The organism is Methylobacter sp. (genome assembly GCF_023227905.1).
GTDB lineage: Bacteria > Pseudomonadota > Gammaproteobacteria > Methylococcales > Methylomonadaceae > Methylobacter_A.
On record NZ_JALOCF010000001.1, the window covers coordinates 143,580 to 166,215 of the forward strand.

General features: G+C 53.0%; 18 protein-coding genes. 11 read left to right on the forward strand and 7 right to left on the reverse strand.

The genetic code is table 11. From position 1 onward, the window contains the following. Positions 1–8 precede the first annotated feature (8 nt). Positions 9–1,121 carry a polysaccharide biosynthesis/export family protein gene (locus M0R47_RS00685; protein WP_292548962.1) on the reverse strand — a complete coding sequence of 371 codons (1,113 nt, stop codon included), beginning with the start codon at positions 1,119–1,121 and terminating at the stop codon, positions 9–11. A gap of 121 nt (positions 1,122–1,242) precedes the next feature. Continuing rightward, positions 1,243–2,664, reverse strand: coding sequence for an undecaprenyl-phosphate glucose phosphotransferase (locus tag M0R47_RS00690; RefSeq protein WP_292548964.1), 1,422 nt, complete (start codon positions 2,662–2,664; stop codon positions 1,243–1,245). A 385-nt stretch (positions 2,665–3,049) separates the two neighbouring features. Here M0R47_RS00690 and M0R47_RS00695 point away from each other — a divergent pair, with 385 nt between their 5' ends. The 3 genes from M0R47_RS00695 to M0R47_RS00705 all read left to right on the forward strand — a co-directional run bounded on the left by M0R47_RS00695 (position 3,050) and on the right by M0R47_RS00705 (position 4,987). Then, positions 3,050–3,271: a hypothetical protein gene (locus M0R47_RS00695; protein WP_292548966.1), complete on the forward strand. Its 222-nt coding sequence runs from the start codon at positions 3,050–3,052 to the stop codon at positions 3,269–3,271. Between the two features lie 89 nt (positions 3,272–3,360). Beyond that, positions 3,361–3,762: an ankyrin repeat domain-containing protein gene (locus tag M0R47_RS00700; RefSeq protein ID WP_292548968.1), complete on the forward strand. Its 402-nt coding sequence runs from the start codon at positions 3,361–3,363 to the stop codon at positions 3,760–3,762. Positions 3,763–4,105: 343 nt separating this feature from the next. Continuing rightward, a complete protein-coding gene (locus tag M0R47_RS00705; protein ID WP_292548970.1) occupies positions 4,106–4,987 on the forward strand; it encodes a Gfo/Idh/MocA family oxidoreductase in 882 nt (293 codons plus the stop codon). A 470-nt stretch (positions 4,988–5,457) separates the two neighbouring features. On the opposite strand, the gene M0R47_RS00710 is transcribed toward M0R47_RS00705, so the two are convergent. From M0R47_RS00710 to M0R47_RS00720, 3 genes are all read right to left on the reverse strand, one after another. Further along, positions 5,458–5,721: a Rho-binding antiterminator gene (locus tag M0R47_RS00710; protein WP_292548972.1), complete on the reverse strand. Its 264-nt coding sequence runs from the start codon at positions 5,719–5,721 to the stop codon at positions 5,458–5,460. Between the two features lie 226 nt (positions 5,722–5,947). Next, entirely contained in the window at positions 5,948–7,051 is a 1,104-nt protein-coding gene (locus M0R47_RS00715) for an AI-2E family transporter (protein WP_292548974.1), read from the reverse strand. 21 nt (positions 7,052–7,072) lie between these two features. Further along, the gene (locus M0R47_RS00720; RefSeq protein WP_292548976.1) at positions 7,073–7,429 is read right to left on the reverse strand and encodes a BON domain-containing protein; all 357 of its coding nucleotides are present in this window, start codon (positions 7,427–7,429) and stop codon (positions 7,073–7,075) included. A gap of 828 nt (positions 7,430–8,257) precedes the next feature. Here M0R47_RS00720 and M0R47_RS00725 point away from each other — a divergent pair. The 8 genes from M0R47_RS00725 (at position 8,258) to M0R47_RS00760 (ending at position 18,578) form a co-directional block, all read left to right on the forward strand. Continuing rightward, positions 8,258–10,903: an FAD-dependent oxidoreductase gene (locus M0R47_RS00725; protein ID WP_292548978.1), complete on the forward strand. Its 2,646-nt coding sequence runs from the start codon at positions 8,258–8,260 to the stop codon at positions 10,901–10,903. A 5-nt stretch (positions 10,904–10,908) separates the two neighbouring features. Continuing rightward, complete coding sequence (locus M0R47_RS00730; RefSeq protein ID WP_292548980.1) at positions 10,909–12,690, forward strand: sugar-binding domain-containing protein; 1,782 nt, start codon at positions 10,909–10,911, stop codon at positions 12,688–12,690. Beyond that, positions 12,677–13,756: a galactose-1-phosphate uridylyltransferase gene (galT, locus tag M0R47_RS00735; protein ID WP_292548982.1), complete on the forward strand. Its 1,080-nt coding sequence runs from the start codon at positions 12,677–12,679 to the stop codon at positions 13,754–13,756. The genes M0R47_RS00730 and galT overlap by 14 nt, the downstream gene beginning before the upstream one ends. Then, on the forward strand, positions 13,753–14,871 hold the full coding sequence (gene galK, locus M0R47_RS00740; protein WP_292548984.1) for a galactokinase: 1,119 nt from the start codon (positions 13,753–13,755) through the stop codon (positions 14,869–14,871). The genes galT and galK overlap by 4 nt, the downstream gene beginning before the upstream one ends. Beyond that, the gene (locus M0R47_RS00745; RefSeq protein ID WP_292548986.1) at positions 14,872–15,342 is read left to right on the forward strand and encodes an SRPBCC family protein; all 471 of its coding nucleotides are present in this window, start codon (positions 14,872–14,874) and stop codon (positions 15,340–15,342) included. Between the two features lie 24 nt (positions 15,343–15,366). Next, complete coding sequence (locus tag M0R47_RS00750) at positions 15,367–16,551, forward strand: hypothetical protein (RefSeq protein ID WP_292548988.1); 1,185 nt, start codon at positions 15,367–15,369, stop codon at positions 16,549–16,551. Positions 16,552–16,912: 361 nt separating this feature from the next. After that, positions 16,913–17,344, forward strand: coding sequence for a DUF4383 domain-containing protein (locus tag M0R47_RS00755; RefSeq protein ID WP_292548990.1), 432 nt, complete (start codon positions 16,913–16,915; stop codon positions 17,342–17,344). A gap of 208 nt (positions 17,345–17,552) precedes the next feature. Further along, positions 17,553–18,578 (forward strand): aldose epimerase family protein, encoded by a 1,026-nt coding sequence (locus M0R47_RS00760; RefSeq protein ID WP_292548992.1) that lies wholly within the window; start codon positions 17,553–17,555, stop codon positions 18,576–18,578. Positions 18,579–18,683: 105 nt separating this feature from the next. Here the strand turns inward: M0R47_RS00760 and M0R47_RS00765 are convergent, their stop codons facing one another. Both M0R47_RS00765 and M0R47_RS00770 read right to left on the reverse strand, forming a co-directional pair. Then, on the reverse strand, positions 18,684–18,857 hold the full coding sequence (locus M0R47_RS00765; RefSeq protein WP_292548993.1) for a hypothetical protein: 174 nt from the start codon (positions 18,855–18,857) through the stop codon (positions 18,684–18,686). 123 nt (positions 18,858–18,980) lie between these two features. Further along, positions 18,981–22,634 (reverse strand): hypothetical protein, encoded by a 3,654-nt coding sequence (locus tag M0R47_RS00770; RefSeq protein ID WP_292548995.1) that lies wholly within the window; start codon positions 22,632–22,634, stop codon positions 18,981–18,983. Positions 22,635–22,636: the final 2 nt, after the last annotated feature.

Consider the following 22,636-nt stretch of genomic DNA (forward strand, 5'->3'; position numbering starts at 1 on the left):
AAACATCATTAAATTCCCATCATAGCGGCTTGCCCCATCATGGATGTAAAGGAGCCCGGCAAGATTTGATTCATGACGCGGGACCATTGGGTCACGCCTGCGGTGCCCACGAACACGGTATCGTGCGCTTGCAACGCAAACTGGTCGGCAAGAATCAGCGCGTCCGGCGACTCCGCATTCAACTGGAAAATCTCCGGCTGCATCTCGCCCGTCCGGATTACATAAATCTCTTCCGGCCGCGAAGTATTGAAATCAACGCCATAAGCTTCCGCCAGCGCCTGCGCGAGCGTCAGTTTGCCCTTGTTGATTTGCAGAGCCTGCTGCCTGCCCACTTCGCCCATGACGAATACCTTGTTGTCCTTGCGATCGGAGACATTCAGCACGTCGCCGTCTTTCAGCAACAGGTTTTGGTCAACGCCGCCCTTTTCGTACAATCTCATCACATCAATCTTATAAAGCTTGCCGTCGCGGGCCAGCGTCACGTTGCTGGTGTCCGCGTCCTCAGTCACGCCTCCGGCGCGGCTGATGGCTTCGGTAATCGTTAATGGCGTTTCCGTCATGGCCTGGATTCCCGGCATTTTGACCTGGCCGACCACGGCCGCCCGATGGCTCTGGAATGACAGCACGCGGACATCGAGTTTGACTTTCTTGAAGTATTTGGAAAGCCCATGGGTCAATATCTCCCTAACCTCGCTGGCGGTTTTTCCTTGCACCGGCACGCTGCCCACGTAGGGGTAATAAAGCGTGCCGTCATCCTGAACCGTCTTGCCCGCCAATTCGGGATCGATTTTTTCGCCTCCGGGATCGTTCAGTTCGGGATGCTCCCAGACTGTGATTTGCAGCCTGTCGTGCGGGCCGATCTTGTATTCGCCGGCGGAGACATTCTGGGTTGGAAGACTATTGACGGCGCGCTGTCTCGAATTTTCCCGGTCGATGATCAGGTCCGCGGTAATCTGGGAAATCTTCGCCTTTTCCTTGACCAGCTTGCCGTCTTTCATCATCGGCACTTCGATATGCGATAACGGACTATTGGTCTCCATCTCCATGCCGGGCGTTAAAGCGCAGGCTTGCAGCAGCAAGACCGGTATTAGGGGCATTGATTTAAAAGTTAATCTAAACATGGCAAATGTGATCCTGTAATTATTTTAAAAGCAGGCAAAGGGCAAAGGGCGCAAGGCGAAGGGCAAAAGCCCAATCTCCAAATTACGCTGCCCTTTAGCCTTTTGCCCTTCGCCTTGCGCCTTAATACGCATTTTTATTGATAAAACCGGTCAGCACCGTGCGAAACGCGATCTCCAAATCGAACCAGATCGACCAATGCTGGATGTAGTACAAATCGTGTTCGATACGGCGGTTCAGGTCGGTATCTCCGCGCCAGCCGTTGACTTGCGCCCAGCCGGTGATACCGGCCTTGACCATGTGTTTTTTCATGTAATTCGGCACCTGGTCCTTGAACACTTCGACAAAGTCCGGACGCTCAGGACGCGGCCCGACCAGGGACATGTCGCCTTTCAGCACATTGATCAGTTGCGGCAGTTCGTCCAGGCTGGTTTTGCGCAGGAAACCGCCAAACCGGGTCGCCCGTTGTTCGCCGGGTTTTGCCCACACCGCGCCGGTTTTGGCTTCCGCGTCCACCGGCATCGAGCGGAACTTCAGCATCGTAAACGAGCGATTGTTCCAGCCGACCCGTTCCTGCCGGTAAAACACCGGGCCTTTCGAACTCAGCTTGACGCCGATTGCGATCACTAACAGTATCGGACTGATCAGAAGCAGCAGGATCAGCGCAAAGAATCTATCCATGATCTCCTTGATATAGCGGTTGACGCCATGCAATGGCGAAACTGAGAAATCCAAAGTCGGAATGCCGGCCACCGTGTTCAGGCTCAGGAACTTGCTTTGCTTGAACGCGAAACAGTCGATAACCAGACGGATGCTGACCGGCAAATGACGCAGTTCATGTTGCGCGCGTTCAGCCAGCGATTCGCCGGGAAATGCAATCCACACTTCGTCTATGGATTCTTTGGTGACGATGGTCGCGAGATCTTTCAAGCCACCGAGGCGCGGCAGCGGAAAATCATTCACCACTTGCCGGTTTTCGGTCCGGTCATCGACATAACCGACAACTTGTAAACCGGCCCAGGAGGAATCATTCAGCTGCCGGCTAACCGCAACGGCCATCTGGTTCAATCCGACCAGAACGATACGGCCTTGAGACCAGCCGCGAGCGCGCAGCCATTTCAATGCATACGAAAGCAGGCTTCGGGCGGCAAGGACGAACAACAAGCCCAGCACCCACCAGGTCACGATCCAGCGATAACTGGAGCCGAACCAAAAATGCAAACGAATTAACGCAACAATGGATATCACCGACACGATCGCGGAGACCCAGGCCCTGACGATACGCGGAATTTCCCCGCGCATCGCGTCATTCCGCCACGGACGGTAGACCTGGCCGATTTCAAAGAAGATGATGGCCGCCAAAATGCCCAGAGACACCACTATGCGGTAGTCCTGATCGATGACGAACTGGCCTAGCCAGAAATAATGAGAAACCCAGGCGGCTCCGATCAGCATGGTTATATCGATGAACCGCAGCAACAGGATCACCGTGTGTCCATATTGCTTGAAGAGCCCGTTGAAAATATTACCTAGTCCGAGTGGCATATGCGAAACTCCTATTTTGTCTGCTCAATGATGAACGGCGAAAGCCATTCATCCCCAAAGTTATCGCGACCGGCATTGAACCCAGATCGCTACGTTTAGGTAAAGAGTACAGAATCAAGATGAGAGCAAACCTAGAGGTTTGATTAGGATTAGATGAAGATTGGGTTAGTCTTGGATGAAACGTCGCGCGAGGCTATGTAAACAATGTTGAAAAGGCGGCTAGTGTCCGGCTTCGGTCAAATCTGCCGATCAAAGATGCCAGTGGGTAGGGTACGCACCGCGTACCATTTTTCAGACCGTTCCGCTATTAAAATACCCAAAAGGTACGCGGTGCGTACCCTACCCGGCTATTATTGATGCTGCTACTGTTGCAGTCGGCGGATCAATGATTGCTGATTCATTTCCAAAAGGATCAGCAGCAGAACAAGCGGCAATGAATGCTGAACATAAGTCAGCCAAAGCTTTTTGTGATAATCCGCCGCCACCGACAGGGGATAAATATACCGATCTACTAAATACGATAAATTATCATAAGCAATGTGCTGACATGAAAGAGCAATGGGATAAAAATTGGCCGCATCCAAATTCCAGAGGGAAGACATGCTAAAGATATTGCTGATCGTCGTGCAAGAGCAGAAAGGTTACATAAATTGTATAACAAAGAATGTGGGAATAAATGTCCTTAAGGTTTAGATTATGGATGCTAAGAGCAAATTGAAAGAATTGTTAAAAAAATATCAGCAGCAAGTTCAATTTGAGGATTTAGAACTGATTTCTCCCAATCAATTAGGAATTGATCAGGATAGTCCTTTTCACATGGCTTGTTTTCGAGGTGATATAGATGATGTGAATATAATGATTGCTGCGGGGGCGGATTTGAATCTGTACGGGGATATTGGCGATACCCCGCTTCATTATGCAGTAAGAATGCAAAGAGAAGTGGTTGTAGAGGCGTTATTGGCCGCAGGAGCTGTACCCGATCTGAAAAATGATTATGGGGACACACCATTAGATATTGCAAAAATTGAAGGAAATCAAAAAATTATCTCGTTGTTGAGTGCTAAGAAATACGGGACCAGCCCGCGTAGCTCCGGTTAGCGATAGCGTAATCGGAGGAATGTTGGCTTCGAAATGTGCGATTACGCAAGCTAATCGCACCTACATTTTAAAAGCCCGGCAAGTGTTAGCTGCGCACAAATTTTTAGCCCTTTGAGAAACCGGAGCAGCCTTGGTTCTCCTCAGGGCATGTGTTCTATAAACGATTTTTAGTGCTATTTAAGCCCGTCAAAATTGACAAGCTGCCGGTTTTTTCATACCTTCCACTTAACTCAAAAGGCAATTGGTGTTTCTGACGGGAGCGGAATTACTCCCTTTCCAGCGTCATTCGTGACGCCTTAGGCAAAATCTCATGTGAGTGCCGCTTCATTGTTGAGGACCCTCTATGAACCAACAAACTTCCACACGTCGAACATTCATCAAGCAAGTGATTTTAGGCGCCAGTGCCTTGTCGCTGCCACGACTCAATGTCTTGGCCCGGCCTGCCAAGGATCGTCTGGGCGTCGCCCTGGTGGGGCTGGGCCTGTACAGCACTAACCTTCTGGCCCCGGCCTTGCAGCGCACGAAGCACTGTTATCTTGCCGGAATCGTCACCGGGACACCGGCCAAAGCCGAGCAGTGGAAACGGCGCTATGGCATTCCGGACCGGAATATTTATAACTATCAATCGATGGATAAGATCGCCAACAACCCGGACATCGATGTTGTCTATATCGTGCTGCCAAACTCCATGCATATGGAGTACGCCATCCGCGCGGCCAACGCTGGCAAGCACGTCTGGTGCGAAAAGCCCATGGCCCTGACAGCCCATGAGTGCGAGGCTATAATCAAGGCCTGCCGGGATAACAAGGTCAAGCTGGCGATCGGCTATCGCATGCAGCATGAGCCCAATACCCAGGCAGTGATCCGCTTCGGCAAAGAGAGAGTCTATGGTCCGGTAAAATCGATATCGGCCGCCGCCGGCTTCCACTACAACCGAACCGATCACTGGCGGCAGAAAAAGAGCATGGGTGGAGGTGCGATGTATGACATGGGGGTTTATTCGCTACAGGCCGCGCGCTATTGCAGTGGCGAAGAGCCGATTGCAGTGACCGCCCAACAGTCGACGGCCCGCCCGGAAGTTTTTAAGGATGTGGATGAAACGATGACCTTCGATCTTGAGTTTCCCAGCGGCATCAGGGCGCATTGCCAGACAAGCTTCGCTAGGAATATTAATTCCCTGCGCGTGAACTGCGAAAAAGGCTGGTATCAGTTGGAACCCTTTTAGGCGTATAACGGTATCCGCGGTTCCACCAGCGATGGCAAGATATTAGACGCTTTTCTGAACAGCCAGCAAGCCAAGCAGATGGATGACGATGCCTTCGCTATTTTACACAATCAACCTCTGCTGGTGCCTGGCGAGGAAGGGCTACGCGATATTCGGGTCGTGGAGGCGATATTCTCATCGGCGAATACCGGCCGGAGAATAGTGATTTAAATACGAGAAACCTACTGGCACTCCGCCACAGTCTCGTTGGGTACGCATTGCGTACCTTTATTGAGATTATGACGTAATTTAAAAATGGTACGCGATGCGTACCCTACCAAGCGCGGAGGTTGTGCTGAATGCAATGAAGCCCAACACATCGATGCGTAATTGTTGGGCTTCATTGCACTCAGCACCAACCTACAGACTAAAGAAAAATGACAATCTTCTGTCGGATGACCGCCTACACAAAAGTTCTTTCCCTCATTCCATCAAAAAACAACTTCTGAAAATTTGGCGTTTGGCGTTAGGACTTGCAGTTTTCTGATTTGATTAAGCTCGATCTGCTCTTTTTGGCCATGACCATGATCGTTATCAATAACCAGAAATTCACGCTTGTCAGCAGTCGTTAAAGTATCGATGGCCTTACCTTCGATAATTCGTTGGTCATTGAGCGTCAGTTGGATCTGATAGCCATACAGGCAGGCGATTTCAAGGTAATCATGTAAATCGCAGGATATTATTGAGTTGTTCATAACGGCCTCCACAAGTTTTCGTCGGCAGGCCACCTTACCTTTAAAAAAGCGCCGCGTCGATGCATTAGGTTGCGTACCTCAGCCCGGCCTTCTTCTAATGCGGGCTTCGGCCAAGACCTGCCGATCAAAGATGCCAGATGAATGGCTGGTTAATTTCGATAAACAGACATTCCTAACCTTTGAGTTAAACCGTAAGGATGCGCGGTGTAGGCTTGGTTTGGCCGCATCAAGGCAACTTCACCTGTTCATTCAGTACGTCGCGCATATACAGCATTTGCACCAGCACCATGATCACAACCAGCAGCGGCGATGCCAGCAAAAGCCCCAGAATGCCGAAACCGGCCCCCAACACCAGCTGCGCGATTAACAGCAGTGCCGGCGGCGTGGAATCTGTGCGTTGCTGGATATAGGGCGTGATCAAATAGCCCTCCAAGCTCTGAATCACCAGATAAAGCAAGACGATATACAACACTGTCGTGCCGTCCTGGGAAAACCCGACCATTACCGCCGGCACACCGGCAATGAGCGGCCCGACGTTAGGTATAAAATTTAAAATGGCGGCTATCAGGCCCAGGATGAAGGCGAACGGTACGCCCAGTATTGCCAGCCCGCCGCCGGTCAGTATGCCGACGATGAACATGGTGATAATCCGGCCAAGCAACCACCAACGAAGCGCATGCTCCAGCCTGTCGAAGACTTCGCCGACACGATCCCTGTATTTCTTGGCAAACAGGCGCTTCGTGCCGGTGAGATAGGTTTTCGGATCGGACGCAAAATAAAGGCTCAACACCACCACAACCACCAAACTACCCAACGCCCCGAACGCCGTCGAAAAAATCCCGGCAATTTTCGCCATTTGCTTGGGATTAGTCAGCGCGTTTCCTGCACTGGACAATTTATCCATAACGGCAGGCCCCCACTCGTAGCGTTCGAGGAAGCCCCGTAGCCGGTCCTGCGCCGACGGCAATTGCCGGAATAATTTGTAGAAACCATCGGCGATATCCGGGCCGTAAACCGACAGGATCAATAACAGAATCCCGACCAGTAGCAAAACCACCAATGCCAGCGACCAAGCCACAGACAACGGCATATGACGGCTGATGAAGTTCGCCAGAATCCGCAGAAAATGAGCCAATAACAAGCTCAGGAAAACCAGCAGTAAAATCTGGGCCGCCTGCCAAACCATCAGCAGCAGCGCAATAACCGCAGAACCGGCAGTTACCACAAGTAGGGTACGTTTGGTCAGCAGTCCGCTTTCATCACAAATCGCGTCAGCTTGCGCATCCGTTGCCTTGGCCTCGGATGTGCCGTCTTCGCCCGAAGAACTCATGTCCTTGCTTTCATGCTGAGCTTATTTTGATTTTTCTTCTTTAAGTTGGATAGTGGTTGTTACTGATTTAACGCCTTCAACTTTCTGGGCAACCTCTGCTGCTCTGGTAATTTCATCATGCGTGTCTACGAAGCCGCTTAATTGCACAACGCCTTTAAGTGTCTCAACATTGATTTGGAAGGCACTCAGTTTGTCATCGGCAGCGATAGCCGCTTTTACCTTGGTCGTTATCATGGCATCGTCAATATAATCGCCGGCGCTTTGGCCGCCTCCGGCAGCCACGTCAATCCTTTCACCGGATATCGCAGTTCCGTGACCTGCTATTAATGTTAATGCCAGAACGAGAAAAAATGCTGAACAAGATTTGATTGTTTTCATGATTAATTCTCCAGGTGAACAATAAAATAATGATGGTCAATTCGGTCACAATGTATAACCGGACATTAAATGGCCGATGTCTTTGAAATTTTAGGTCCAGGATCGGCTACGTTCAGTTCGGCACCCAACATACAGCACTCTTTCTCTTGTTATTTATCGAGTTGTTTTTTAAATAATGGAGAATGGCCCTTAGCTAAGGCCGGGATAAGAAAATAGCGGAAGATTGCTGCCATACAGGTATTGGCAGCGTTTTCAGATGTGGTTAATTACTAATTGACTGCTAATGTACGCCGCGGCTCCAGGAAATACGCGGCCGCTTCACGGAGTCTGCCCCAATAATATCGTTATAACTTCCTCGCCGCGCGATGCAGCCGAGCGAGAAGTTACCCTCAACCGAAACTTGTTCCCTTCATTCGTCAAGACCCTTCGACGCTAACAACAGTCGAATATTATCTACCGGCTCTGTTCTTGTTTTAGTAGCCGGCGTCCGGCAAACGACCCTCGTTGACTCAATCCAAACGCATAAAAAAATGTACGCCAGCGTACAGACCGTTATGGCCGGCATCCCTACTATTTAATTGCGATTGGATGAATAGCTTGGCGCTGGCGGTGAAAACGAAATTCTGCTGAATACAGTGGATATCTCGGCCAAGGCGGGAATGGTCTGTCTGCAAGGCGGGCCGATACTACGCACAGATTGGTGCTGCCGCCGGCCAGCACCACGATGGCAGCACTTTAAATAGTGCTGTTCCGAGGAACCGATCAGCCAACTTGCAATGGGCTGAAGGTAAAAGCCAATTCAAGCATACCCCATCCTAAGGAGGGATTATGGATAAGATACCTACGATCATCGTCTTTTCACATTTGCGTTGGAACTGGGTATGGCAGCGCCCTCAACATTTGTTGTCACGCCTTGCAAAGCGTTTTCCTGTCATTTTCATCGAAGAGCCGTTGCCCTGTGAAGCCGGACAGGCCCCACACTGGGGCATTGAGCAGCCGGTTTCCTCCGTGCTGGTCTGCACTCCCTTCACGACGGCTGATAGCCCTGGCTTCAACGGCAGCCAACTGAATGAACTCGGTATTCTTCTTGATCAGCTGGTTACTCAGCTAGCTCTGCGCGATATTCTGGTTTGGCTCTATACGCCTATGGCCCTGCCTCTCGCTCGCAAGCTCAAACCTTTGGCAATGATCTACGATGTCATGGACGAACTATCGGCTTTCAAAGGCGCGCCGCCGGAACTTTTGGAATTGGAAGCGGAAGCCTATCGTTGTGTGGACCTGGTGTTCACCGGCGGCCCCAGCCTATACAAGGCCAAGTGCGACCGCCATCCCAATGTGCATTGTTTCCCAAGCAGTGTTGACGCCGCCCATTTCGGAAAAGCCCGCAATAACGCGCTTGACCATGCCGAACAATCGAACCTGCCTCGGCCCCGGTTAGGTTTTTTCGGCGTCATCGACGAACGCATCGACTTGGCGCTGCTGGATCAAATGGCTCGTGAACGACCCGAGTGGCAATTGCTCATGGTAGGCCCGGTCACCAAAATCGATCCGGCGGATCTGCCCCGGCATCCGAATATTTATTATTTAGGCCAACAAACTTACGACCAGCTACCGGCTTTTCTGGCTGGCTGGGATGTTTGCCTGCTGCCTTTCGCCCTTAATGAATCGACCCGTTTCATCAGCCCCACTAAAACCCTGGAATACATGGCGGCGGAAAAGCCGATTGTTAGTACGCCGATTACCGACGTGGTCGAACCTTATGGCGATCTTGTCCATATCGGCGATAGCGCCGATGCTTTCATCGCCGCCTGCGACCAGGCACTGAATCAAACCGCAGAGCAGCTTAACCGGCAACTGGCCGGGATGCGTAAAATATTGTTGAATACGTCCTGGGACATGACTGCCCGCGCCATGGCAAAAGAAATCGTCAAGATTCAGCAAGGCCAGGGCCCGGTGGCGCTTGCCCGAACCAGAGCCAGGAAAGAACGCGCTGAAGTGGCCATTATCGGAGCCGGTCCGACCGGATTATCGGCGGCTTTCCACGCTCCGGACTCAGTGCTGTTGGAAGCCAACGATACGGTCGGCGGATGGTGCCGCTCTATCGAAGAGAATGGTTTTACCTTCGATTTTGCCGGCCACATCATGTTTTCCAACGAGCCTTATGTTCACGAGATGTACAACAAGCTACTCGGCGATAACGTCCACTGGCAAGACCGGGAAGCCTGGATTTACAGCAAAGGCGTGCACACCCGCTATCCGTTCCAGGGCGCGCTTTACGGCTTACCGCACGAGGTGATCAAGGAATGTATTGTCGGAGCGATTGAGGCTCGTTTCGGCGGACTCAATACCGATAACAAGAGTCTGGAGAAAGCACCGGCTGACAATAGAGATCCGGCTTGCCGCGTCGGCGATGTCAAGGATTGCTGTGGCGATGGCGTCCTTGAAAGCACCGTTCGACTGGTTAAGCCCAAAACGACTCCCAAAAATAGCGCCGAGCCTTATGCCAACTTCGAAGAGTTCATCTACAAAGTCTGGGGCGCAGGTGTCGCCAGGCATTTCGCGATTCCCTACAACCGCAAACTGTGGGCTGTCGACCTTAAGGAGATGGAAACCTCCTGGCTGGGCGGGCGGGTGCCATTGCCCGATCTCGAAGAAATGATCGAAGGCGCTTTGCGGCCGGTAGCAAAGCCGATGGGGCCGAATGCACGATTCGGTTATCCGTTGCAAGGCGGCTTCCAGTCCTTGATGAACGGCTTTCTTCCTTATATTAAAGGACGACTGCGCCTGAATTCCCAAGTCGTGTCAATTTCGCCCAGCCAGCACCGCGTGACTCTGGCCGACGGCGCGACACTGGAATACGGCCACTTAATCAGCACCATGCCGTTGCCGGTTCTGCTTCGAAGCATTCGCGGCGAGGTTCCTTTCCGTATCCGCCAGGCTGCGGAAAGTCTGCGTCATATTTCGGTACGCTGTGTGAATCTTGGCATCGGCCGCCCCAACCTGACCGAAAAGCACTGGATTTACTATCCGGAAGATACCGTCTTTCACCGTATCTTCGTGCAAGGCAATGCCAGCCCGCACTGTAACCCGCCGGGCGGTTTCGGCCTGACTTGCGAAATAACCCATGCGCCGGGAAAACCGTTGCCCTGCGATAGCGATGCGCTGATTGAGCAATGTATTCAGGATTGCCGCAAAGTCGGCATCATTTCTGCCGAAGACCCGATCTGGGCCGCCAACCAAGTCGATATGCCTCATGCCTATGTGATTTACGATCATGCCCGCGCCGGCAACGTCAAGCTGATCCGGGACTGGCTGGCTGAGCGCGACATCATTCTTGCGGGCCGCTACAGTGAATGGGAATATTATAATTCCGACCATGCTTTCCTGGCCGGCAAGCGCGCCGTCGATACTGTTCGGGAACTCCAGACCAAGCAGGTTGCTGCTGCGGCTTCGGACGAGCTCGGGCAAGGTTGAACGTTATGATAGACAGTAATTATCCAAGACCTCAATTACGCAGATCCAGCTGGATGTCGCTTGATGGCCCGTGGCGTTTCCGGTTCGATAACGACATGAAGTTCAGGACGCCCCAGGATGTTCCCGACTGGCCGTTGAACATCAATGTACCGTTTGCGCCGGAAAGCGCTCTGAGCGGAGTCGGCGATACCGGATTTCACCAGGCCTGTTGGTACGAGCGCGAATTCGACCTGCCCGACGATCGGCGCGGGTCCAGGGTTCTGGTGAATTTCGGCGCAGTCGATTGGCAGGCACGAGTCTGGGTTAACGGCCAAAAAGTGGTAGAACATCAGGGCGGTCATACGCCCTTCAACGCCGACATCACTTTTGCACTGGTTCCGGGCACTCGACAACGCATTACCGTGTGGGCTGAAGACGATCCGCATGACTTGGAAAAGCCGCGCGGCAAGCAGGATTGGCGGCTGGATCCGCACAGCATCTGGTATCCCCGCACCACCGGCATTTGGCAAACCGTGTGGCTGGAATTTGTCAGTGATACTTACATCAGAAATATCCGCTGGACGCCAAACCTGGAACGCTGGGACATCGCTTTCGAAGCTTCCGTCGTCGGCAGCGAGCCGGAAGGAACCTTGATGGTCGTTCGCCTCCATTGCGGAAATCGGTTGATGGCCGAGGATACCTACCAAGTCATCGGCGGCGAAGTGCATCGGCGCGTTGGTTTGTCCGATCCCGGAATTGACGATTTCAGGAATGAAATGCTGTGGTCGCCGGAGCGTCCCACACTGATCGATGCCGAAATCAAACTGCTTCGCGATGGCAAGATCATTGATGAAGTCATTTCCTATACGGCATTGCGCTCGATTGGCGTCCAGTCCGAACGCCTGACATTGAACGGTCGACCCTATAACTTGCGCCTGGTGCTGGATCAAGGTTATTGGCCGGAGTCGCTGATGACTGCGCCTAATCCTGAGGCATTGCGACGGGATGTCGAATTGGCCAAGGCCATGGGCTTCAACGGTGTGCGCAAGCATCAAAAAATAGAGGACCAGCGCTACCTGTATTGGGCCGACGTATTGGGTTTGGTGGTTTTCAGCGAAATGCCCAGCGCTTACCGGTTCACCCAAAAAGCGATTAGCCGTTTGCTACAGGAATGGGTGGAAGTCATCGCTCGGGACATCAGCCATCCTTGTGTCGTGATTTGGGTGCCGTTCAACGAATCCTGGGGGGTGCCCGATCTACCGACGCTGTCGGCGCCTCGGGATGCGGTACAGGCTTTTTATCATCTGACCCGTTCGTTGGACCAGACACGCCTGGTGATTGGCAATGACGGTTGGGAAAGTTCCGCGACCGACATCATCGGCATCCATGACTACGATTCCGATCCCCATCACATCCGCGTCCGCTATGGGCCGGAGGTAAGATTGCAGGAATTCTTCGATCGGCGCTGGAGCGGAGGGCGCATTCTGACTCTTGACGGGCATCCCCACCGAGGGCAGCCGGTGCTGCTATCGGAGTTTGGCGGGGTGGCTTACATCCGGCCCGATGACGAGCGCTTCGAACAAGGTTGGGGTTATGAGCGGATTGATGATCCGGAAGAGTTTCGTAGACGTGTCCATGTCATCATCGAAGCGGTACGCTGTACAGCCATGTTTAGCGGCTTTTGTTATACCCAGTTTGCCGATACCTTTCAGGAGGCCAACGGTTTATTGTTTGCCGACCGCACGCCAAAAATCCCCTTGGAAGAAATCGCTAACGCGGTACGTGGAGAACCTCATGTACAGCCTTGAACGGCAAAAAGCCGACGGCCGTAAGCTCAGCTTATATAGCCGTCGGCCCATTGACGAGGCGATCCCGCTTTCGCTGCTGGAAGCTCCGGAGGGCGTCAACCCGCATCTACGCTGGCATCCGTTGCGCGGCGAATGGGTGACGTATGCCGCTTTCCGTCAGAGCCGAACCTTCCATCCCCCGCCGGAATATAATCCCTTTTTGCCTTCTGATAATCCGGCTAACCCGACCGAATTACCGGTCGGCGATTATGATATTGCCGTATTCGACAACCGTTTTCCGGCCCTGACCGGTCAGGCCCACGATCCGCCAGAGTGCTTGGTCGACACGTTGCCGGCACGAGGGCAGTGTGAAGTCGTGGTGTTTACCGAGGACCCGGGGGCTGCGTTAGGACGATTGCCACTGGACCATATTGAATTGCTTCTTCAGGTCTGGGCGCGCCGCACTGAGGTATTAGCCCAGCGTGATGACGTGCTCTACGTTTTGCCGTTCGAAAACCGGGGCGCTGAGGTTGGCGTGACTTTACATCACCCCCATGGGCAAATCTATGCCTACCCTTTTGTCCCTCCGGTTCCTAAATCGATGCAGAACAGTGAGGAAGCCTATTTCAAACTGGTCGGATCGCCGCTGCTTCAGGATCTGATCGAAATGGAAATCGACAGCCGGGAACGACTGATCTACCTTGGCTCCCATGCCGTGGCTTTCGTACCGGCCTGGGCGCGCTATCCCTATGAGGTTTGGGTGGCCCCGATTGAGGCGGTGACATCATTCTCTGCGTTGTCCGAAAAACAGCGTACGGATTTGGCCCGAGCCTTAAAAACGGTACTGCTCAAGTATGACGGACTCTGGCAACGTCCGTTTCCTTATTTGATGGCTTGGTATCAGTCAGCTTTGGACGGCGAGCAGCATCCTGAAACGCATCTGCATGCGGAGTTTTATCCGCCTTATCGCACCACCGACCGGCTGAAATATTTGGCCGGTACCGAACTTGCCGCGGGAATGTTCGCCAATGATGCGTTGCCGGAGGAAAAAGCGAAGGAGTTACAAGCGGTAGAGGTGGTTTTATGAATTATCCGAAAGCACAACTGTCAGACTTTATCGATTTTTTCGGCAGCCAGCCGGAGGTGATCAGCAGTGCGCCCGGCCGGGTCAACCTGTTGGGAGAACATACCGATTACAACGACGGCTTTGTGCTGCCTATCGCCATACCGCAAAGTACCTGGGTTGCGTTGTCGCGGAGCGAGGACGAGTGGAGCCGGTTCCGTTCAGAAAACATGAATGGGCTTGTTCATTATCAAGCGGGTGGCGCTATTCCGTCAGGGTTTGCCGCTTATTTGGTGGGTTGCTTTGAAGTATTGCGGGAAGAGTTCGATGCCATCGCTCCCGTGAATCTTCTGGTCAGTTCCGACGTGCCGATGGGCGCGGGTTTGTCCAGCAGTGCCGCGTTGGAGGTGGCGACGTTGCGGGGCTTGCGGGAGCTGTTCGATCTTGCCATAGACGACATCGATATTGCCCTTTTGGCTCAGCAGGCGGAAGTTCGTTTTGCAGGCGTGCGTTGCGGCATTATGGACCAGATGGCGGCCAGTCTGGCCGATGAGCGGCATATGCTGTTCCTGGATACGCGCACGCTGGAACGCAGGTTGCTGCCGCTGCCGGAACAAAGCGAGCTTGTTGTACTGGACAGCGGCGTGCCGCGCAGTCTCGCCGGCAGCGCTTACAACCAGCGGCGTGCGGAATGCGAGGAAGCGGCCAACAGACTGGGTATTTCGATGCTTCGCGACCTCGACGATCCGGATTTGACGGACGTTTTGCCGGAACCGCTGAACCGCCGGGCTCGCCATGTTGTCAGTGAAAATCAGCGGGTGCTCAATGCGGTTTCCGGCGTTTCTGCGGACGAGTTCGGCACGTTGATGAATGCTTCTCACCAAAGTTTGCGCGATGATTTCGAGGTTTCGGTTCCTGCGCTCGATTGTCTGGTCGAACTCCTGCAAGACCATGCGGATATCTATGGCGCCCGCCTGACCGGAGCCGGGTTTGGTGGCGCTTGTGTTGCGCTGGCGCGGGCCGGACGAGGTGCGAAAGTTGGGGAAGAGATACTGGCCGCCTACGGTAGCAAGGGCTATCAAGGCCGTGTTTTGGTGTCGGGATCGATGCCAACTGATTTTGATCCTGGAGGTAGCTAGATGGCACATTTTCTTAAAGCCATGGAAATCAATGTGCTGGCACCGATTGCGTATGAGCAATGGATGCGGTTTGAACAATTGCCTCAATTTATAGAGTCCGTTAATGAAGTCCGGCAGTTGGATGATAGCCATCTGCACTGGCGCGGTACGCTGAGCGGTAAGCCTGTCGAGTCGGACATTGAACTTAACCTGCGGGTAGAGGATTACCTGATCGTCTGGAGGAATCCGACCGCACCGGCCAACCACGGAACTCTGCGCTTCGAGGCAATGGGTGATGGCCGTACTCTACTGACGGTGGAGGTCGAGTATGAAGTTGAGAGCCCTGAAGTCAAAGCGGCCGAGGCGCTTGGCATGGTAAAGACTCAAATCGAGGACAGTCTGGAAAGCTTCAAGGCGTTTGTCGAGTCCCGTACCAAATCCCATACCGAAGACAGACAAAAACCGGATCCCGATGCAGTTAGCCCTGGTTAAACCGTTTCAATGGAGGATAACCCAATGACTAGCACACATACTTCGCCGGCATTTCTAAAATCTTTCTGGATAGCAGGGTTCGAAGGAGCCAGCCATATTAATTCTTCAGGCAAACGCTTGGATATGGTCCACTCCACTCAGCACGATATTTTGGTGGACAGCGATTATGCTATGTTGCGCGATGTCGGGATACAGGTGGTACGGGAAAGCGTGCGCTGGCATTTGATCGAACGCTACGGCCAGTTCGATTTTTCTTCCCTTGATCCCATGTTGCGCGCGGCTAACGAGCATGGTGTTCAGGTGATCTGGACCCTATGCCATTACGGGTGTCCGGACGATCTGGATCTGTTGTCACCCAACTTCGTGCGCCGCTTCGTCCGTTTCGTCAGCGAAGTGTCACAATATATCGCCGACCATAGCAACGCCGAACCCCTCTATTCGCCGATCAATGAAATATCCTTTATCTGTTGGGCAGTCTGCCATAGCGACCTGATGTACCCTTACGCGGTCCACGGAAAGGGACGGGATTACGAACTAAAACGGCAACTGGTGCGCGCATCCATCGAGGCTATTGAAGCTTTATGGGTCGTGGACCCTCGGACACGCATCATCCATGTCGACCCCATCATTCATGTTATTGCCCCCCCCGACCGTCCCGACCTGAAAGATGCGGCATTGGCGATGCGCAATTCCATGTATGAAGCGTGGGATATGCTTCGCGGTTCCCAAGATCCCGAATTGGGCGGCGACCCCAAGTATCTCGACATCATCGGCGTCAATTATTACCACTCTAACCAATGGGAGTACCTGAGCAACGACAGGCTGCATTGGCACCTTGGCGACCCTCGGCGCATAGCGCTGAGTGATTTGCTTAAGGAAGTTTACGATCGCTATCAAATACCGCTTTTAATCGGCGAAACCAGCCATGTCGGCCAGGGACGCGGGCAGTGGATTCGGGAGCTGGCCGACGAGGTGTATAAGGCGCAACAAATGGGTGTGCCGCTGGAAGGCATCTGCCTATACCCTATCGTCGACCGTACCGACTGGGAGAATGACCACCATTGGCACAATAGCGGCTTATGGGATATGGAAGCTGATGAACTCGGTATTTTGCGGCGCGTCATTTCTCAACCTTATCTCGAAGAGCTTTTGAAAGCGCAACGTCATCTTGCTCGTCAAGAACCGGGTTTTACTATCCGCAAGGAATAAGAAACGGATAGTCTGCGATCGAGCCGCTCATCTTCATAAAGTTCATCTGCTAACAAAGCCAAATGATCTGTCAGTTATGAACGTTAACGTACAGACGTTAACGCCTTCTGGTCGTATGCTTTAGTCACTGCTGGCTATTGCGGCGAAAAAATCCACAAATTCGTCAAAATGGTCAAGCATCAGATTAACAAGATCGGCATGGAGTCGGACGTATCAGGCAAAAGGATCAGCATAAGGATGACCTTACTACTGAGTTGGAAAGGGATAAGGAAATAACAACGGCGAAAAGCCATAAATCGAAAACAGGTTGAATGGCTTTTTCAATATCTCGATATGTAGCTTTAATTATTTGGAGGCAATGATGAATATACGTACTTTCACACTAGCGATGGGTGTTATTTATGTTGTTGTCGGAGTGCTGGGATTTATCCCCGCCTTAATGTCAGCCCCACCGCCAGATGCTCCGACCCTGTCAACGCCGTATGGTTATCTGTTGGGAATGTTTCCGGTCAATTCCCTGCACAATATCGTGCATCTGGTTATTGGCGCATGGGGTCTGATGGTCTATAAAGATTTTGAGGGTTCTCGTACTTATTGCCGGAGCCTTGCAGTTTTATATGGCGTTCTGGCAGTGTTTGGGCTAATTCCTGCGCTGAATACAACCTTCGGTTTTATTCCGCTTTTCGGCCATGACATCTGGCTGCACCTGCTGACAGCGTTAGCGGCGGCTTATTTTGGATTTGTCGCGCCGGTAACGATGGAAACCGGTCACGCAAGACAGCCTCATCACTAGCTACGCGGATAAATCGAGCCGGCCCTGATCGTAAAATATTTTTCAGTTTCAGCGTCTGCTTTACCAGCTTAAATGAAAAAATATACTGTTTTGCTCTATTAGCTGGTAAATACTCGGCGCTGACTGACAGGCCGCATGCCTCTAAATCCGGCACTTCCGTGATGATGAGAAGCTATGCCCGTTTATTAACGATCAAAACAAGTCGGCAATGAAAGGCAAGCAGGCTGATATGTATGAGCTAATCAATAAGCAAAATGTGCGGGCTGCCTTTACAAATTACGGCGCAAGGCTGACCGGCTTATGGGTACCCGACAAAAACGGCAAGATGACGGATGTGGTCGTTGGGTTTAGCCGCGTTGAAGACTACTTAACTGCTACTGAGCGGTATTTTGGCGCGACTATCGGCCGGTTTGCTAACCGGATAGCTAACGGAAAATTTACGATTGACGGTAAACAATACTCGTCATCGCTGAATAATGCTCCGAATACTTTGCATGGTGGTAAAGAGGGGTTTTCTGAGGTTGTCTGGGATGCCGCGATGCCTGATGATCATACTATCCGGTTCACCCGGCTATCAAAAGATAGGGAAGAAGGATTTCCCGGCAACTTCCATGTCAAGGTGACCTACACGTTAACCGACGACAACGAGCTGCAGGTGGAGTATGTGGCAAGCACGGATAAAAAAACTATCGTAAACCTAACCAACCATGCTTTTTTCAACCTGAATGGCGAAGGCAGCGGCACGATTCTCAATCATCGTCTACAGATCAATGCCGACCGTTATACGCCTGTCGATTCGACCTTAATCCCTACCGGGAAGATTGAATCCGTAGCAGGAACGCCTTTCGATTTCAGGCAACCGCAAACGATTGGTTCAAGAATCGATCAAGCTGATGAACAATTAAAAAACGGCAAAGGTTACGACCATAACTGGGTGCTGAATACCCACAAGCCCGGCGAGATGTTTACTGCGGCGATTGTCGTTGGCGACCAAAGCGGCATTGTGCTGGAAGTGCTTACGCAAGAGCCTGGAGTGCAGTTCTATAGCGGCAATTTCATGCAAGGCAAAAACACCTTCAAGAGTGGCGCCAAAGACGATTACAGGACGGCTTTTTGTTTAGAAACACAGCATTTTCCCGATTCGCCTAACCAGCCATCGTTCCCTTCAACTATTTTGGAGCCGGGCCAGGAGTACCTTACAAAATCTACCTATAAGTTTTTAGTGGTGAAATAAAAGGTACGCACTGCGTACGGACTGTAAAAGTATGATCCGAATCAGGCTGAAAGGATTATTTACCACAGAGAACACGAAGGACACGGAGAAAATAATCCAGTTAATTCAATCTATTAAAAACTCCGTGTTCTCGGCAATAGCTCCTGCATCGCCTAGAGCGCCTACTGTTGGTGCTCTTGATTGCTGTTCCCGACGCAATTCTACCTCCCCCGTCCTTGGGGTCGTACCTCCTGCATGACCCACAGGGATGTGGGGAATGCAGAGAAATGACTTGGTCATTTCCTGTCCTTGCAGTCGTCCTGCGTCCGTGCAGTCCTTCGTGCCCTTCGTGGCTTCGTGGTGAATTCTTTAATTTTTTCTAAAAAAGAATACTTTCCCTGCCTCTACCCTACTTTGCTGACTTTACTTCCTGGTCAACCGCTCGTAATCGGCGCGTGCCAGTACATAAACCGGGCTGGCGGAAATCGGGATATCGGCGTTGCCGGAAGCATCGACCGGCAGTTCCCTGACCTGCCCCACCACATCCACCCACACCCAGGCTTTTTTGGCATTGAGCGATACCGGCCAATTACCGCTGGCCTCATCGGTGCGCCAGACCATCAGGGTTTCGCCGAAATAAGCGGCTTGGATATTGCCGTCCTTAGTATCAACGGCTTTATACGGCAAGCCGTCGATCAGGGCGCTTGCGGTATAGAGCGCTGCCTCGCCGGGCTTGTGGCCCATCGAGTAGTCCCAGATCCGGCCGTAAGCCAGATCGTATTCATGGCCTATACAGAACGCTATTCCTAAATAGTCGGCACGACTGTTGACCCAGGCGATCATTTTCGCTGCCTGCTCGGCCTGCCAGCGGCGACCGGTCAAGCCGTGCATGGCCTTGGCGCCGGTCTCGCCCAGCCAGAACGGCAGGCTGTTTTTTCTGCCCAAACTCGCATAAGTCGCCAACACGCCGCGTTCATCCTCGTTTTCGCCGTTGCCGATTGGACCGCCGAAATGCGGCTCTTTCTGGGGATAGGCGTGCACGTCCCAAGCGTCTTGATAACGGTCCAGCCCCAGTTCCAACACCTGTTTGAACCACTGATCTTCGCCCGGCCGCACCAGGCTGCCGCCGACGTAATGGGCATCGCTGCGCTGCTTGTGCGCCTGCTCGTATTCCCATTTGGCGCGCTCTACCCAATGCGCGGGCTCGCGCAGCTTTTGCCATTCGGCTTCGTGGCGAATGTCGATCTCGTTGGTCGCCTTAAAATAGCGGGTAAAAGCCGAAGCGGCATTGGTAAAGTTTTGGCCGTCTGCCGGATTGTCATTCAGCCAAGAACTGTCGCCGGAGGAATCGGCAAACAAAACCAGTCCGAGTTGCTTGGCTTTCTCCCATTTTGCCCGGTACTGCGGATCGAAGCCCGGATAGCTGCCATAGCTTTGGTAAATCCCCATCCGCTCCAGCCAGGAGAAATACCCGCCTTCCTGCTTGAAGCTCTTATCGCCGTCGGCCAAGGCGTAGTAGTCGTTGTTCCATAACTTTTTCTTGTCCAACCGCTGCTTTTGCTCAGCGGCTCCCGCTACGACTGAAAAGCCGTCGGCGGGATAGTTCATGATCAACTTGCCGTCAAGCGTATATAAAGAAGTATAAACAGCATAATAACCAGGTTCGCTGATCTTGCCGAGGTCGGCCTCGACCTGGCTGGGGAACACGCCATCTATGTCTTTCTCCGCGACCTCTTTGCCGCCGTAATCGACGACGCGCAACCGCAGTTTTGCCGGAAACTGCGGCAATGGCGCAGGCAAAGCGGTTTCTTCCAAAACAGGATGCCAACGCATATCCACTCGCAGCTTAAACAAATCACCTGGATGCGGCAGGTTGGCAGGCGCATCGACAAAGACCAAAGGCCTTAGCTTGGCGGCGACCCGGTTAAGCGCCAGATCGGCATCGGGGTCGGCCGCTTGCGTCTTAATCGACTTCAGCGCTTTACCGGCCGGATCGGTGAATAAGCCTGCGAAGTAAAACCGTTGGTTTTGATCATGCTGCATCACCAGCTTCACCAGCAGGCTATGCCATCCCGGCGACAGTTCCAGCGCCGCGAACTGCGGCGCTTCGGTCTTGGTCGATAATGCGGTAGCGACCAAGCCTTCGGTGGTCAGCCCCTTTAGCAACTTTTTCACCTGCTCGCCGGCCGATGTCGAGAATCCGGACGGCGGCTTCGGGTCATCGGCCAATTTTAAGGCTTGCCCATCCAGCCAGCCGAAAGTCCTAATGCCGGATTGTTTCAGGTACAGCAGCGCCTGTGTGGGCTGATCGACATGCAGATAGAGCTGGGCATAGCCGCTGCCGCGCGACCAGCCGTAGGAATGTTGAGTCTTTGCCTCAATGTCTGCGACACCATCGGCTTGCGTCGATGCGACACGCCAAGTCCGCATTTCCCCGCCCATCATTTGCAGGCTGAGATAAGGCTGGTCGGGATTCGGGCGCAACACGGTTTCGCTATCCAGCCCGAAAACCGAAACGCCGGATAAGCCGTCCTGCAAACCGCCCACCAGCCAGGCCTCAGGGATGCCCTTCTTAAGCGGCTTGGGCGCATCCGATGAAGTTACAAGCGGCGCAGGCATCTTGCCGATTTTGCCGGGGTCGGCGAGAAATCCGGCTACGTTCTGTTCACTATTAGTCTGGGCTAATACACCTAATAAAGTGTAATGATCGTCAGTCATTAACGCGGCAGGCATTTCGGAAATATTCAAGCTGCGGGCCAACGCTTCGGCTTCCGGCCCTATCAGATAGGAGACCGACAACTTGTCATAATTCGGCCGTGCGGCATCCGAGGCCAGGCCGCGAAACAGGGCTTCACCTTTGTCGCCTTTGCCGTCGAGCACAATAAGACGCCTGTTTGCCTCAGGCATTGTTTTGGTCAGTGCCATAAAGCGATTTCTGGCTTGGGCCTGGTCGGCATTCATCCAGTCGCCCAGCGGCTTCTCCATTTGCAGCAGGAAGGCATCGAAAACTTTGGCACCGTCCGCTTTGCCGGTGTTGTTGATTTCCAGCCAGCGGTCGCCCGGCAACACGGTGACGGTCGAATCGGCTTGCAGCCATTGATATTCCCAAGGCGTGGTGTTGGTCAGATCAAAATTGCCTCGCGTCGCCAGTTCATCCGGCTTTGCCCCGGCCTTGACCGTGAAATTCTGGCTGACCTGCGAGACTTCCCCGCCGCTTTTGTAGCGGGCGTAAAAACGGTACTGTCCGGGTGCCAGCTCTGGGTTGAGTTCAAAACGGAAATTTGCGCCCCAATTTCCAAAACCGGGGTGAAAAACCTGAACTTCGTCTTTTTCGATCAACACAGACGCGGCATCCGGGCCGGCGGCGGCTGTACCGGGCAGGAATTGCAGGGCGGGATCTTTGTCGGCTGCGGCAAGTGCGGGCGCATTACCCAAGTCCAGCAGCACCAGCGGTTTGTCCTTCGTGCCACCGACCGGCAGGGCCGACAACGGCGAGGCGAGCAGAAAGGCATCGAAAACTTTGGCGTCATGACCGGCGCCGTTATTGCGCACTTCAATAATAGTATCGTCGTCTTTAAGATTTACCGGCTGCTCACCGGCTACCCAGGCATACTCCCAACCTTTGGGCTTCATGGACAGCGTGGCGCGTTGCGACAATCTGGACGGATCAGGTCCGGCCCAGACTTCAAAAGATTGTACGCACACATTGGGGTCCCCGCCCTGCCGCCAGCGCGCCCAGAAAGTATAGGGTTTGGCCGGAAGGCCGGATTTGATCTTGAAACGAAAACTGACTTTCCAACTGCCGAAGCCGGGATGCAAGGAACTGATTTCATCCTTATCGGTCTGAATCGATGCATCGCCTTCATGGCCGGATACATCCCCGATAAACACCCGCGTGGACTTATCGCCTTTGCCAATCGACGGCGGCGCGCTGCCCAGATCAAGCAGCAACGCAGGCCGCTCGGCTGTGCTTTGTACGGGTAATCCGGAAAGGTTCTCGGCATTGGCAACGGTCGTCCCAGTCAGCGCAACCAGCACTGTCTGTAATGCAAGAAGAAATAGGGTCAATGGCTTCATAG

Bases quoted from the DNA above. Each gene is read 5' to 3' on its own strand.
- M0R47_RS00685 (WP_292548962.1), bottom strand. From the start codon at position 1,121: ATGTTTAGATTAACTTTTAAATCAATGCCCCTAATACCGGTCTTGCTG.
- M0R47_RS00690 (WP_292548964.1), bottom strand. From the start codon at position 2,664: ATGCCACTCGGACTAGGTAATATTTTCAACGGGCTCTTCAAGCAATAT.
- M0R47_RS00695 (WP_292548966.1), top strand. From the start codon at position 3,050: ATGATTGCTGATTCATTTCCAAAAGGATCAGCAGCAGAACAAGCGGCA.
- M0R47_RS00700 (WP_292548968.1), top strand. From the start codon at position 3,361: ATGGATGCTAAGAGCAAATTGAAAGAATTGTTAAAAAAATATCAGCAG.
- M0R47_RS00705 (WP_292548970.1), top strand. From the start codon at position 4,106: ATGAACCAACAAACTTCCACACGTCGAACATTCATCAAGCAAGTGATT.
- M0R47_RS00710 (WP_292548972.1), bottom strand. From the start codon at position 5,721: ATGAACAACTCAATAATATCCTGCGATTTACATGATTACCTTGAAATC.
- M0R47_RS00715 (WP_292548974.1), bottom strand. From the start codon at position 7,051: ATGAGTTCTTCGGGCGAAGACGGCACATCCGAGGCCAAGGCAACGGAT.
- M0R47_RS00720 (WP_292548976.1), bottom strand. From the start codon at position 7,429: ATGAAAACAATCAAATCTTGTTCAGCATTTTTTCTCGTTCTGGCATTA.
- M0R47_RS00725 (WP_292548978.1), top strand. From the start codon at position 8,258: ATGGATAAGATACCTACGATCATCGTCTTTTCACATTTGCGTTGGAAC.
- M0R47_RS00730 (WP_292548980.1), top strand. From the start codon at position 10,909: ATGATAGACAGTAATTATCCAAGACCTCAATTACGCAGATCCAGCTGG.
- galT (WP_292548982.1), top strand. From the start codon at position 12,677: ATGTACAGCCTTGAACGGCAAAAAGCCGACGGCCGTAAGCTCAGCTTA.
- galK (WP_292548984.1), top strand. From the start codon at position 13,753: ATGAATTATCCGAAAGCACAACTGTCAGACTTTATCGATTTTTTCGGC.
- M0R47_RS00745 (WP_292548986.1), top strand. From the start codon at position 14,872: ATGGCACATTTTCTTAAAGCCATGGAAATCAATGTGCTGGCACCGATT.
- M0R47_RS00750 (WP_292548988.1), top strand. From the start codon at position 15,367: ATGACTAGCACACATACTTCGCCGGCATTTCTAAAATCTTTCTGGATA.
- M0R47_RS00755 (WP_292548990.1), top strand. From the start codon at position 16,913: ATGAATATACGTACTTTCACACTAGCGATGGGTGTTATTTATGTTGTT.
- M0R47_RS00760 (WP_292548992.1), top strand. From the start codon at position 17,553: ATGAAAGGCAAGCAGGCTGATATGTATGAGCTAATCAATAAGCAAAAT.
- M0R47_RS00765 (WP_292548993.1), bottom strand. From the start codon at position 18,857: ATGACCAAGTCATTTCTCTGCATTCCCCACATCCCTGTGGGTCATGCA.
- M0R47_RS00770 (WP_292548995.1), bottom strand. From the start codon at position 22,634: ATGAAGCCATTGACCCTATTTCTTCTTGCATTACAGACAGTGCTGGTT.